General features: G+C 70.1%; 16 protein-coding genes. 3 read left to right on the top strand and 13 right to left on the bottom strand.

The annotated features are described in order from the left end of the window. The 5 genes from rplB to rpsJ form a co-directional block, all read right to left on the bottom strand. A partial coding sequence (rplB, locus tag Q0066_RS08695) for a 50S ribosomal protein L2 (protein ID WP_298132042.1) occupies nt 1–727 on the bottom strand: 727 nt, incomplete at its 3' end. Between the two features lie 19 nt (nt 728–746). After that, on the bottom strand, nt 747–1,055 hold the full coding sequence (gene rplW / locus Q0066_RS08690; protein ID WP_298132040.1) for a 50S ribosomal protein L23: 309 nt from the start codon (nt 1,053–1,055) through the stop codon (nt 747–749). Further along, nucleotides 1,052–1,708, bottom strand: a complete 657-nt coding sequence (rplD, locus tag Q0066_RS08685) for a 50S ribosomal protein L4 (protein WP_298132038.1) — start codon at nt 1,706–1,708, stop codon at nt 1,052–1,054. The genes rplW and rplD overlap by 4 nt, the downstream gene beginning before the upstream one ends. Beyond that, nucleotides 1,705–2,364, bottom strand: coding sequence for a 50S ribosomal protein L3 (gene rplC / locus Q0066_RS08680; protein WP_298132037.1), 660 nt, complete (start codon nt 2,362–2,364; stop codon nt 1,705–1,707). Before rplC ends, rplD begins: the two co-directional genes overlap by 4 nt. An 11-nt stretch (nt 2,365–2,375) precedes the next feature. Continuing rightward, nucleotides 2,376–2,687: a 30S ribosomal protein S10 gene (gene rpsJ, locus Q0066_RS08675; protein WP_020488540.1), complete on the bottom strand. Its 312-nt coding sequence runs from the start codon at nt 2,685–2,687 to the stop codon at nt 2,376–2,378. Between the two features lie 438 nt (nt 2,688–3,125). Between rpsJ and Q0066_RS08670 the strand changes: the two genes are divergently transcribed. Continuing rightward, nucleotides 3,126–3,515, top strand: coding sequence for a VOC family protein (locus Q0066_RS08670; protein WP_298132033.1), 390 nt, complete (start codon nt 3,126–3,128; stop codon nt 3,513–3,515). A gap of 79 nt (nt 3,516–3,594) precedes the next feature. Here the strand turns inward: Q0066_RS08670 and malQ are convergent, their stop codons facing one another. The 4 genes from malQ to Q0066_RS08650 form a co-directional block, all read right to left on the bottom strand. Beyond that, on the bottom strand, nt 3,595–5,769 hold the full coding sequence (gene malQ / locus Q0066_RS08665) for a 4-alpha-glucanotransferase (RefSeq protein ID WP_298132031.1): 2,175 nt from the start codon (nt 5,767–5,769) through the stop codon (nt 3,595–3,597). A 93-nt stretch (nt 5,770–5,862) separates the two neighbouring features. After that, nucleotides 5,863–6,360, bottom strand: coding sequence for a MarR family transcriptional regulator (locus Q0066_RS08660; RefSeq protein WP_298132030.1), 498 nt, complete (start codon nt 6,358–6,360; stop codon nt 5,863–5,865). Between the two features lie 5 nt (nt 6,361–6,365). Then, the gene (locus tag Q0066_RS08655) at nt 6,366–7,715 is read right to left on the bottom strand and encodes an MFS transporter (protein WP_298132029.1); all 1,350 of its coding nucleotides are present in this window, start codon (nt 7,713–7,715) and stop codon (nt 6,366–6,368) included. A 27-nt stretch (nt 7,716–7,742) separates the two neighbouring features. Next, nucleotides 7,743–8,942, bottom strand: a complete 1,200-nt coding sequence (locus Q0066_RS08650) for a chorismate-binding protein (protein ID WP_298132028.1) — start codon at nt 8,940–8,942, stop codon at nt 7,743–7,745. 75 nt (nt 8,943–9,017) lie between these two features. Here Q0066_RS08650 and Q0066_RS08645 point away from each other — a divergent pair, with 75 nt between their 5' ends. Then, entirely contained in the window at nt 9,018–9,269 is a 252-nt protein-coding gene (locus Q0066_RS08645) for a DUF3039 domain-containing protein (RefSeq protein ID WP_298132026.1), read from the top strand. Between the two features lie 9 nt (nt 9,270–9,278). After that, the gene (locus Q0066_RS08640; RefSeq protein ID WP_298132024.1) at nt 9,279–9,773 is read left to right on the top strand and encodes a histidine phosphatase family protein; all 495 of its coding nucleotides are present in this window, start codon (nt 9,279–9,281) and stop codon (nt 9,771–9,773) included. A gap of 14 nt (nt 9,774–9,787) precedes the next feature. On the opposite strand, the gene Q0066_RS08635 is transcribed toward Q0066_RS08640, so the two are convergent. From Q0066_RS08635 to Q0066_RS08620, 4 genes are all read right to left on the bottom strand, one after another. Then, on the bottom strand, nt 9,788–10,345 hold the full coding sequence (locus Q0066_RS08635; RefSeq protein WP_298132022.1) for a DUF6461 domain-containing protein: 558 nt from the start codon (nt 10,343–10,345) through the stop codon (nt 9,788–9,790). 64 nt (nt 10,346–10,409) lie between these two features. Continuing rightward, nucleotides 10,410–11,426, bottom strand: coding sequence for an SIS domain-containing protein (locus Q0066_RS08630; protein WP_298132020.1), 1,017 nt, complete (start codon nt 11,424–11,426; stop codon nt 10,410–10,412). Between the two features lie 3 nt (nt 11,427–11,429). After that, nucleotides 11,430–11,615 (bottom strand): Trm112 family protein, encoded by a 186-nt coding sequence (locus tag Q0066_RS08625; protein WP_298132018.1) that lies wholly within the window; start codon nt 11,613–11,615, stop codon nt 11,430–11,432. Next, nucleotides 11,608–11,748, bottom strand: a 141-nt coding sequence (locus tag Q0066_RS08620) for a hypothetical protein (RefSeq protein WP_298132043.1), incomplete at its 5' end; no start/stop codon positions are given. The genes Q0066_RS08625 and Q0066_RS08620, both read right to left, overlap by 8 nt.

The following is an 11,748-nucleotide window of genomic DNA, read 5'->3' as shown; positions in this document are numbered from 1 at the left end:
CACCGGAGGTGCGACCCTCGCCACCACCGTGCGGGTGGTCGATCGGGTTCATCACCACACCGCGGACGGTCGGGCGGATGCCCTTCCAGCGGTTGCGGCCGGCCTTGCCCCAGTTGATGTTCGACTGCTCGGCGTTGCCGACCTCGCCGACCGTTGCCCGGCAGCGGACGTCGACCATGCGCATCTCGCCCGAGGGCAGACGCAGGGTGGCGTACTTGCCCTCGCGGGCCACCAGCTGGATGCGGGCACCGGCCGAGCGGCCCATCTTGGCGCCGCCGCCGGGACGCAGCTCCACGGCGTGCACCGTGGTGCCGACCGGGATGTTGCGCAGCGGCAGGTTGTTGCCGGGCTTGATGTCAGCACCCTCGCCGGCCTCGACCGGATGGCCCTGCTTGAGGCCGTTCGGCGCGATGATGTAGCGCTTCTCGCCGTCGGCGTAGTGCAGCAGCGCGATCCGCGCGGTGCGGTTCGGGTCGTACTCGATGTGCGCGACCTTGGCCGGCACGCCGTCCTTGTCGTAGCGCTTGAAGTCGATCAGCCGGTAGGCCTGCTTGTGACCGCCGCCGATGTGCCGGGTGGTGATCCGGCCGGAGCTGTTGCGTCCACCGGTCTTCGGCTTCGACGTGGTGAGCGACTTCTCCGGGGTGGAGCGGGTCAGCTCGGCGAAGTCCGAGACCGACGAGCCACGACGGCCCGGGGTGGTCGGCTTGTACTTACGAATAGCCATGTTCTCGTCCTCTTCGCTCTCAGACCGCCGGGCCGGAGAAGATGTCGATGCGCTGGCCGTCGGCCACCGAGACGATCGCCCGCTTCACATCGGGACGCTTACCCCAGCCGTAGCGGGTGCGGCGGCGCTTGCCGACGCGGTTGATCGTGTTCACGCTGGTGACCTTGACGCCGAAGACCTGCTCGACCGCGATCTTGATCTGGGTCTTGTTCGCGTCGCGCGCCACCTCGAAGGTGTACTTGTTCTCGTCGAGCAGGCCGTAGCTCTTCTCGCTGACGACCGGCGCGAGCAGGATGTCGCGATGGTCGGTGATCTTGTAGTCGCTCACTTGCCGGCCTCCTTAGCGGGCGCAGTCTCCTCGGTAGCGGACTGGCCGGTGAAGACCGCCAGCGCCGCGGTGGTGAACACCACGTCATCGCTCACCAGCACGTCGTAGGTGTTCAGCTGGTCGACCGCGATCGCGTGCACCGAGGCGACGTTGCGCAGGCTCAGCCAGGCCACGTCCTCGTCGCGGGAAAGGATCACCAGCAGCTTGGCGCCGCTCACCGCCGAGAGCGCGGAAAGCGCGGCCTTGGTGGAAGGGGTCTCCCCCGTCACGATCTGGTCGATCACGTGGACGCGACCCTCGCGGGCCCGATCGGAGAGCGCACCGCGGAGCGCGGCGGCGATCATCTTCTTGGGCGTCCGCTGGGCGTAGCTGCGCGGCTGCGGGCCGTGGACGACGCCACCGCCGGTCCACTGCGGGGCGCGGCGCGAACCCTGACGGGCGCGGCCGGTGCCCTTCTGGCGCCACGGCTTGGCGCCGCCACCGGCGACCTCACCGCGGGTCTTGGTGGCGTGCGTGCCCTGGCGGGCGGCAGCCTGCTGGGCCACCACGACCTGGTGGATCAGCGGCACGTTGGTCTGGACGTCGAAGTAGTCGCCCGGCAGGTCGGCCGTGGCCTTCGAGCCCAGCACCTTGACGGTCTGCTTCTCGCTCATTCGGCAGCACCCTTCTTGGCGGCCGTGCGCACCACGACGAGCGAACCCTTGGGGCCGGGCACGGAGCCCTTGACCAGGATCAGCCCGCGCTCGGCGTCGACGGCGTGGATCGTGAGGTTCTGGACGGTCACCTTGTCGACGCCCATCCGGCCGGCCATCCGCATGCCCTTGAACACCTTCGAAGGGGTGGACGAGCCGCCGATGGAGCCCGGCGAGCGGTGCTTGCGGTGCACACCGTGCGAGGCGCGCAGACCGTGGAAGCCGTGCCGCTTCATCACGCCGGCGGTGCCCTTGCCCTTGCTGACGCCGGTCACGTCGACCACGTCGGCGGCGGCGAAGACATCGGCGAGCAGCTCCTGGCCGAGGGTGTACTCGGCGGCGTCGGCGGTGCGCAGCTCGACCAGGTGCTTGCGCGGGGTGACCCCGGCAGCATCGAAGTGGCCGGCGGCGGGCTTGGTGACCTTGGTCGGCTTGACGGCGCCGAAGGCCAGCTGGACGGCGGAGTAGCCGTCCTTCTCGGGCGAGCGGACCTGCGTGACAACGCACGGCCCGGCCTGGATCACGGTGACCGGAACGACCTTGTTGTTGTCGTCCCAGGTCTGGGTCATACCGAGCTTGGTGCCCAGCAGGCCCTTCACTTTGCGTTCGTTAGACATGTTCGGCGACCTCAGGGGAGCTTGATCTCGATATCGACACCGGCCGGCAGGTCGAGCCGCATCAGCGAATCGACCGTCTTCGGCGTGGGGTCGAGGATGTCGATCAGCCGCTTGTGCGTGCGCATCTCGAAGTGCTCGCGGCTGTCCTTGTACTTGTGCGGAGAACGGATCACGCAGAACACGTTCTTCTCGGTGGGCAGGGGCACGGGGCCCGCCACCTTGGCGCCGGTACGGGTCACGGTGTCGACGATCTTCTTCGCCGAGGAGTCAATGACCTCGTGGTCGTAGGCCCGGAGTCGGATCCGGATCTTCTGTCCCGCCACTGATTTTCCTTCTTCTCGTCGGATACTGCTGCTCCGACCCCCGCGGTCGGGCGTGTCGGGCCATTCAGGGCCGCACACGATCGCAATTTCGTTCGTGGTAGGGCCCGGCTGACGACTCATCCGCCTGGGGGCGCCGCGGCATACCGCCGCGGAGCAACCTGACGATTCTGTCACAGGCCGGCGGGCGTCTTCAAATCCCGGGTGTGTCGGAGGTCCGGCTCGGCATGTCGGGGCGGCTGCTGGGACGGCCCGCGACCGATCGATCTGGAGGTGCTGTGCGTTGCCGGGGTACATCCCGCACCTCTGGGGCAGTGCCGATCGCGCGATCGACCACTACTTTCGGGTCCATGCACTGCTTTCGGCGTATTTCCCGAAAGCAGAGGACCTAAGGCGACAGCTGTGATCGATCGCGCGATCGAACCGCAAGGAGGAGAATCCATGAAGCTCCATCACGTCCAAGTGATCATGCCGGTCGGCGGCGACGACGGCGCCCGGGCCTTCTGGCGCGACGCCATGGGGCTGACCGAGGTGGCTCCCCCGCCCGAGCTCGCCGGCCGTCCGGTGCGGTGGTTCCGGGCCTTCGACTCCTCGGGCGCGATCACGCTGGAGGTGCACGTCCTGGCCGATGAGCAGTTCGTCCCGGCCCGGCTGGCCCACCCCGCCGTCCTGGTCGACTCGGTGGCCGACCTGGAGGCGCTCGGCGAACGGATCGCGTCCGCCGGCTTCGAGCTCAGCTGGGCGCAGCGGACGTCCTTCGCCGGCTACCAGCGCTTCCACTGCTGGGACGCCTTCGGCAACCGCGTCGAGGTGATGACCCCGACCGGGTGACCGGGAGAACCGTGCGCGGTGACCAAAGGGGACGGTTCCTTTGGTCACCAGGGACGGTTCCCTTGGTCACCGGGTCCGGTCAGTCGGTGCCGATGATGAACTCGGACGTGGAACGGTGGGCGGTGGGCGGGACGACGAAGCCGTTCATCACCGCCGAGAGGCGTAGGGCGTGCTCGGAGTGGAAGACGTCCTCCAGGCTCATCGGCTGGCCGTCGGGGCCGGACAGGGGCACCCGCCAGTTGGGGTACTGGTCGACGGTGCCGGGCTGGTTCTGGGTGCGATGGTCGCCGACGGCGTCGGTGAGCGCCGCGCAGAGCATCCGGGCCGGGGTGGCGACCAGGAACCGGTGCATGGCCAGCACGATGTCCTCGGTGGACGGATCGTCGACGGTCAGCAGGCCGCGCTCGCGCAGCATCCGCAGCCAGTCGTCGCGCTCGCGGGCGGCGCCGGCCAGTTCGACGTCCAGGTCCTCGGTGAGCAGGCCCAGCTCGTGCTGCAGCTTGACGTGCGCGGCATCCAGATACCCGGCGGTGGGCGGCAGGTCGTGAGTGGTCACCGAGGCCATGCAGTACTCGCGCCATGACTCCGGCGGCAGGATCTGGCCGTCGTCGCCGCGCTCGAACCAGGCGATCGAGGTGCCGAGAATGCCGCGGTCGCGCAGGTAGACCCGCACCCACGGTTCGACCACTCCGAGGTCCTCGCCGACCACGACCGCACCGGCCCGCTGCGCCTCGAGCACCAGGATGCCGACCATCGCCTCGTGGTTGTACCGCACGTAGGTGCCGTGCGTCGGGCCCATCCCCTCGGGCACCCACCAGAGCCGGAACAGACCCATGATGTGGTCGACCCGGATGCCGCCGGAATGCCGCAGGATCCCGGCCACCATGTTGCGGAACGGCGCGTAGCTCAAGTCGGCCAGCCGGTCCGGACGCCACGGCGCCTGACCCCAGTCCTGGCCGGTCTGGTTGAAGTGGTCCGGCGGCGCACCCACCGAGACGCCGCGGGCGAAGGTGTCGCCCAGCATCCACGCCTCGGCACTGTGGCCGCTCACCCCCACGGCCAGGTCGTTCATGATCCCGACCCGCATGCCGGCCGCCTTCGCCGCCGACTGAGCGTCGCGCAGCTGCTCGTCGGCCACCCACTGCAGCCAGGAGAAGAAGACGATCTCGCCGACGTGATCGACCGCGAACCGCGCCACCTCGGGCGAGGACGGACGGCGCAGCTCGACCGGCCACTCCCGCCAGTTCATCCCGTACTCGTGCACCAGCGCGCACCAGGTCGCGAACTGCGACAGCGGCCGTCCCTCTTTGCGGACGAAGTCGTTCAGGCTCATCAGCCGGGTCGGTTTCAGGCCCGCCTCGAAGATCACCCGCAGCGCCTTCAGCTTGGCCCGCCACACCTGGTCCCGCTTGATCAGCGGCTCGTTGGCCAGGTTCTTGGCGAGCTTGCCGCGCAGCTGGGCGACCCTGGCCCGCTGCCGCTCGTCGAGGGTGGCGTACTCGGCGATCGCCTCGGGACGGATGTAGATCGGGTTCACGTAGCGCCGCGAGGTGGGCAGGTAGGGCGAGGGTTCCAGCGGAGTCATCGGCTGGGCCGCGTGCAGCGGGTTGACCAGCACGTAGGAGGCGAACTGCTGGGTGGCCGACCAGGTGGCCAGGTCGGACAGGTCGGACAGATCGCCGATCCCCCACGAATCCGCTGAACGGACGCTGTACAGCTGGGTGGCGTATCCCCACACCCGCTTCTCGCCCATCGCCGGCGGGAAGCCGAGGAAGTGCGGCGACACGATCAGGGTGGCCTCGGCCGTCCATTCCGCGGTGCGGCAACCGATCCGGTGGTAGCCGGGCGGCAGGTCACCGGGCACCTCGAAGCTGGCCTCCCCCATCAGGTGGTCGTCGACCATCCGGGCCGGTTCGTCGTTGGGCAACTGCCGCAGTTCGCGGGTGCCGCCGTCCTCGAGCCGGACCCAGACCTCTACCGCGGCACCGTCGGGGACGTGTACCCGCACCTGCTGGGGTGCGCCCTGCTGCATCACGGTGCAGGGCGGCAGCGCCCGTCGCCAGGCCCGCATCCGGCGCTCCTGCACCGCGGCCGCAGCGGTCTCGGCGGTGCTGGCGTCGATCTCCATCGCGGCCAGTACCGCGATCACGGTTTCGTCCGAGATCTCGGTGAGCCGACCCTTCCAATCCCAGAACTCAGTGGCAATGCCGAATTCGGCAGCCAGTTCGGCGAGATACGGGTTCGACAGGGCCATCGTTGGAATCCTTGCGTCGGTGAACGGCACCACCCTAGGGGACGCACCTACCGCCGCACGCGGAGGTTCCATGGCGCGCCCGCGCCCGGGTCGTCAGCTACCGGACGGCACCTCGAAGTCGACCAGCAGCGTCCGCAGCGCGGTGGCCAACTGGTGCCGCACCGGCGGCGTCAACGGCTCCAGGACGCCGCGCTCGAAAGCGACCAGATCGTCCATCGCCGCACCCACGGTCTCCGCACCCTCACCGCTGAGCCGGACGCGGACGCCGCGCCGATCGGCGGGATTGGCCAGCCGCTCCACCAGCCCACGCTCGGTGAGCCGGTCGATCCGGTTGGTCATGGTGCCGCTGGAGGACAGCGTCTGGTGGATCAGCTCGCCGGGCGACAACTCGTACGGCGGGCCTTCGCGGCGCAGCGCGGCCAGCACGTCGAACTCCCAGACCTCCAGCCCGTGAGCGGCGAAACACCGCTTGCGGGCGAGATCGAGATGCCGGGCCAGCCGGCTCACCCGGGACAGCACCGCCAGCGGTTCGGTGTCGAGCCCGGGCGCCTCGGCCCGCCAGGCGGCGATGATGCGGTCGACCTCGTCCATCGTGGCTAATCCTCGGCGGCGGGCACGGGGCCGATCCGATAGGCCAGCAGCACCGCGATCGCCCCGACCACCACCATCATCACCATCAGCCCGCCGAAGGTGAACGGCAACTCGGCAGTCAGGTGGAAGTGGGCGAACCAGGCGCCGGCCAGGCCGGTGAACAGGCTGCTGCCCAGCGACTCGCCGACCTGCAGCGAGGACGTGTTGCGGCCCAGCTCGGCGTCGTCGGAGAGCTGCATGACGGCCAGCGAGGTGCTCGGGTTCTGCAGGCCCATGCCGAACCCGGCGATGATCCAGGCGATCATCACCAGGCCCAGCCAGGACTGCGGGAAGTAGGCGGCCACGGCCAGCACCGCGATGCCCAGGGCGATCCCCGCCACGCCGACGATGATCATCTGGTCGCGCCGCCAGGACAGCCAGCTCTGCGATTGCAGCAGCGCGCCCAGCATCCAGCCGACCGAGCCGACGGTCAGCGTGACGCCGGTGATCACCGCCTCGAGGCCGCGGGCCTCGGTCAGCATCAACGGCAGGAACGACTGGGCACCGAAGAAGGCGCCGGCACTGAACAGCCGGGCACCCACCACGCCCGAGATGCCGCGTCCGGTCCAGTCGATGGTCTTGGGCAGCAGCGGCGGCAGGCCGAACACCACCGCGGCCAGGCCGACCGCGGCCCACAGCGCCGACCACAGGTCGAGCTCCTGGCCGGCCCACTGGATCAGCGCCAGCCCGGCGGCCACGGCGGCGGCCAGCAGCATCAGCCGCTTCTTCAGTTCGTGCGGCTCTTCGGGGGTGAGTTCGATGTGCCGCAACGGCCGCAGCACCAGGAGTCCGCCCACCGCCATGAACGGCAGCACCGACCAGAACACGTAGTGCCAGGAGCTGATCTGGACGATCCAGCCGGCCAGCGGCGGACCGACGAAGGCCGGCAGCATCCAGCAGGCCGAGAACCACATCATCAGCCTCGCCCGCTGGGCCTCGTCGTAGGCGCGAGCGATCAGCACCATCACAGCGACGTTCATGGTGCCGGCGCCGAGACCCTGGGTGAATCGAGCGACCAGCAGCACCCACATGCTGGGTGCCAACGCGGCCAGCACCAGGCCGGCGGCGAAGATGCCGAAGCCCCACATCATCGGCTGGATCGGTCCGTAGCGGTCGCTGAACTGTCCGGACGCCACGATGCTGAAGGTCATCGCGATCACGAACGCGGTGAAGGTCCACGCGTACAACGACAGGTTGCCCAGGTCACGGGCGGCGGCAGGCATCGCGGTGAGGACGGCGTAGGACTCGAACGAGATCGCCATCACGCACATCATCAGCCCGATCGTGAGCCACCGACGATCGGCCTTCCCGCTCACTGGGCCACCTTCTGCACGGCTCGGAGTCTACGACGCCGTCGCGCCAGCCGAACCGGTACGCGCCGGAGGCCCCGAGACGACCGCGAGCAGATTGGACGCCTTGAGCCGCGTTTCGGCCCACTCTCCCGCCGGGTCGGAATCCCAGGTGATGCCGCCCCCGGTGCCCAGGTGGAGGCGTCCGTCCGAGGCCCAGAAGGTGCGGATGGCGACGTTCAGCTCACCCTCGGCACGGTCGGCGTCAACCCAGCCGACGGCACCGCAGTACACCCCGCGGGGCACCGGCTCGAGCCGGCGGATCACGTCCAGCGCGGCCAGCTTCGGGGCGCCGGTGACCGAGCCCGGCGGGAAGGTGGCGGCAACGAGTTCGGGCCAGCCGGCGTCCGGACGGAGGCGTCCGCGCACGGTGGAGACCAGATGGAAAAGGCCCGGATGTGCCTCGACGGAGAGCAGCGCGGGGGTTTCCACCGTGCCGGTCACGCACACCCGGCCGAGGTCGTTGCGGACCAGGTCGACGATCATCACGTTCTCGGCCGAGTCCTTGGCCAGGAAGCCGTCCGCACTGGCCGCGGTGCCCTTGATCGGCGACGACCAGACAGTGTTGCCGCGACGTCCGAGGAAGAGCTCGGGTGAGGCCGAGGCGACATGAATGCCCTGCTCGGGCAGCTGCACGACGGCACTGAACGGTGCCGGATTTCCTCGCGCCAGCGCCGCGCCCAGGGCCGCGATCGACCAGTCGGGCGGCAGCGGGGCGCTGAGCCGCCTGGTCAGGTTCACCTGATAGACCCCGCCGGCCGCGATCTCGTCGCGGATCGCGGCGACGCCGGCGTTGAAGGCTGCCTCGTCCAGCGAGGACGTCCAGGAGTCACGCGCCGGGCCGCGCCAGGGGCGTCCGCGCCACGGCGTCGCCGGCCTCACCTGGTCGAAGCGGGCGCACACCGGGTCACCCTCGAAGGGCAGCACCACCGCCCAGAAGCCGGACGAGTCCAGCGCGGCCAGGTCGGCGGTCACATCGCGCAGACCGGTCGCCAGCCGTCCACCGACCACCGCGAGTGCCTCCACCCGGTCAATCCCACCATGCCGGACATGAACGACCCAAGCGGACGCGTCATGTCGCCGCCGAACCGAGATCCCGGCCTCCGCCGGGATGACGAAGAGCCCCCAACGCTGCCCGGTCATCCCGGCGAACGCCGGGATCTCCGCAGCCCAGCTGGCCAAGCGGGCACTCATCGTCCGGCATCCCCGCGACACGGGCAGCTCCGCGCCCTGCCGGCAACCGGCGACAGGTGATTAGAGTGTGGAGCTATGACCGAGATGGCACCCGGCGCACAGACGATCCTCGACGAGCGCACCGATCTGCGGGTCGACGAGGGCGACCACGAGCGATTCAGCCACTACGTGCCGAAGAACAAGCTCACCGAGGCGATGGTGATGGGCACCCCGGTGGTGGCGCTGTGCGGCAAGGTGTGGGTGCCGAGCCGCAACCCGGACAAATTCCCGGTGTGCCCGGAGTGCAAAGAGATCTGGGCGTCGATGCGCCCCGGCGACGACGCCTGAGCCGCAGCCATGTCTCACACCCTGATCGTGATGCGTCACGCCAAGTCGTCGTGGAGCACCAACGATCCCGATCACGAGCGCCCGTTGGCGGCCCGCGGGCTGCGTGACGCCGCCGTCGCCGGTGCGATCCTCGCCGACTACTCGATCGGGGCCGTGCTGTCGTCCTCGTCGACCCGGACCCGGGAAACCTGGCGGACGGCTGAACTCGGCGGAGCCACCGCCGGTCAGGTCACCTTCACCGACGCCCTCTACGGAGCCTGGGAAGACTCGGTGGTCGACCTGCTGCGTGACCTGGACGAGGCGGTCGGCACCGCGATGGTGCTGGGCCACGAGCCGACGATGAGTTCGCTGATCGAGTTGCTGGCCGAGCCGTCCGATTTGACCGACGAGGCCGTCCGGCACTACCCGACCAGCGCACTGGCGGTGCTGGAGCTCGACTGCCGGTGGGCCGATCTCGGCGCCGGCCGCGGCCGGCTGGTCCGGTTCGAGATCCCGCGCGGCTGACTCCGCAACCGCGGCTACCTGCGATACCCGAAGAAGCGGACGCCGGGCGCCGCCAGGATGGTCGGGGTGATGGCGGTGATGCCGAAGAGGTCGGCGACCAGGGCCAGGCCGCTGCGAACCGGCGCCGCCGACCAGTCCAGCTCCCTTTCGGCAGCGAGTTCCTGGCCGAGTTGGTTCGGGTCCTCGTCTTCGTTGTGGAACAGCGGATCGAACTGCCGCAGTACCTGGCCGTCGGACAGGTAGCTGAACTGCATCACCGCGTTCACGTTCCAGAACATGCTCGCGAACCTGCCGCCGGCGGAGAGTTTGGCTGCGTTGTCCGGGTCCGTGCCGGCGAAGCCGTTGTCCTCCCACGCCACGGCCACGCCCTGATACCACCCGAACGCCGACCACGAACGGTCGTAGCGGTCGCTGTCCATCACCCAGTTGCCCGCCTCGTCCGCCGACGGGAATTCCGTTGCTCCCGGGCCGGCCAGGACGTCACGGAGTCTCTCCGGGGTACAGCCGCTGGCCAGCGAGACACATGCCGCCTCGTAGCTGGCGGTCCAGCCGTCTTCATCGGTGAGGGCCATCAGCCCACCGTAGTGCGGACTGCAATGCCGGGTCGTCGCGCCGAGCCGGCGCACCGCAGGTGGGTCAGGGCGCTGTCCGGCCCAGGCCGATCTGCAGGTAGGCGGCACTGAACAAGCCCGTGAGCAGCACCGTCGCGTAGCGCTCGACGACGGAATCCTCGAAGTGCTCCAGCCGGGTGATCCGAATGTCGGCGGCCTGGGCGGTGCGTTCCAGCCGCAGCCGGGCCTCGGCGGCCGCGGCGTCGTCCTGGCCGTCGTCGATCAGCACCAGGCCCGGACGCCGTTCCTGGGTGCCCTCCTCGAACGGGTCGGCGAACGGGTCGCGCGGCGGAGCCTGGTGCAGCAGCGACCGCAGGTCGGAGGCGTCGGCGGCCAGCCCGATGCGTCCGGATGCCAGCCGCAGCGCCTCGACGATGCGCCGGCTGGCCCGCGCCGCCAGCACCGAGCCGCCCCAGACCAGCGGGGACGCGTCGGCGAGGTCGAGGGCCATCGTCTTGGCCGGGTTGACCGACACGTCGGTGCGGGCCGCGCAGCGCTCGGCGACGCCGTCCATCGCTGCGGCGATCGCCTCCGGATTCGTGGAGGGCCCCAGACCGAGCCGGTGCAGCGCCACCAGGAACACCACCGCGGCCGCCAGCGGGTCGCCGGTGTTCACCGGCAGCAGTGTGGTCGATCGGGACGCCGACCGCTCGGCCAGCGGGGAATCCGGCGGGCAGGCCACGATCAGCCGGCAGCCGCGGCGGACCGCCTCATGCGCCACCGCCATGCTTTCCGGGCCGCGGCGTCCGATCAGCAGGACGATGTCCAGCGGACCCACCCAGCCGGGCAGGCCGAGCGCCGGCCAGGCGACGAACGGCACCGGGCAGACCGGTTCGAGCACCGCGCGCAACAGCCGGGCCTCGGGCCCGTAGGCGATCACCGCACGGGGCCGGTCGACGTCGTCGAGGGCGGCCAGCGGCGCCTCGGCCATCGCTGCCTCGCGGCGCACCCGGGCACCCGAGGACGCCAGGTTCATCAGTAGCGGCGCGGCGGCGGCCAGCACCTCCGGATCCTCCAGCCGGGAATCGTCGAAGTCGAACATGGCTCAGTCGCGGGTCGGCCGCCGGGCCTCGTCGATCAGCAGGATCGGGATGCCGCCGCGCAGCGGGTAGGCCAGGCCGCAGTCGGTGCCGGTGCAGACCAGTTCGGACGCCTCGTAGTCCCAGGTGAAGGTGCTGTGGCAGGCCGGGCAGACCAGCAGGTCGAGCACGTCGTGGGTCAGGTCAGGCATCTGCTTCTCCTCGGATGATGGCCAGGGCCTCGTCGCGCAGCGACGCCATCTGGGCGGCGTCGCGGGATTCGACGTTGAGCCGTAGCAGCGGTTCGGTGTTCGACGCCCGGACGTTCACCCACCAGCCGTCGCC

The organism is Micropruina sp. (assembly GCF_027492755.1).
Lineage (GTDB): Bacteria > Actinomycetota > Actinomycetes > Propionibacteriales > Propionibacteriaceae > Micropruina.
The sequence above is the reverse complement of the archived record's forward strand: the minus strand, read 5'-3'. Positions and strand labels throughout refer to the sequence as shown.

Excerpts from the sequence above, each read along its gene's own strand:
- rplD (WP_298132038.1), bottom strand. The coding sequence starts at position 1,708 with ATGAGCGAGAAGCAGACCGTCAAGGTGCTGGGCTCGAAGGCCACGGCC.
- rplC (WP_298132037.1), bottom strand. The coding sequence starts at position 2,364 with ATGTCTAACGAACGCAAAGTGAAGGGCCTGCTGGGCACCAAGCTCGGT.
- Q0066_RS08670 (WP_298132033.1), top strand. The coding sequence starts at position 3,126 with ATGAAGCTCCATCACGTCCAAGTGATCATGCCGGTCGGCGGCGACGAC.
- malQ (WP_298132031.1), bottom strand. The coding sequence starts at position 5,769 with ATGGCCCTGTCGAACCCGTATCTCGCCGAACTGGCTGCCGAATTCGGC.
- Q0066_RS08660 (WP_298132030.1), bottom strand. The coding sequence starts at position 6,360 with ATGGACGAGGTCGACCGCATCATCGCCGCCTGGCGGGCCGAGGCGCCC.
- Q0066_RS08650 (WP_298132028.1), bottom strand. The coding sequence starts at position 8,942 with ATGAGTGCCCGCTTGGCCAGCTGGGCTGCGGAGATCCCGGCGTTCGCC.
- Q0066_RS08645 (WP_298132026.1), top strand. The coding sequence starts at position 9,018 with ATGACCGAGATGGCACCCGGCGCACAGACGATCCTCGACGAGCGCACC.
- Q0066_RS08640 (WP_298132024.1), top strand. The coding sequence starts at position 9,279 with ATGTCTCACACCCTGATCGTGATGCGTCACGCCAAGTCGTCGTGGAGC.
- Q0066_RS08635 (WP_298132022.1), bottom strand. The coding sequence starts at position 10,345 with ATGGCCCTCACCGATGAAGACGGCTGGACCGCCAGCTACGAGGCGGCA.
- Q0066_RS08630 (WP_298132020.1), bottom strand. The coding sequence starts at position 11,426 with ATGTTCGACTTCGACGATTCCCGGCTGGAGGATCCGGAGGTGCTGGCC.
- Q0066_RS08625 (WP_298132018.1), bottom strand. The coding sequence starts at position 11,615 with ATGCCTGACCTGACCCACGACGTGCTCGACCTGCTGGTCTGCCCGGCC.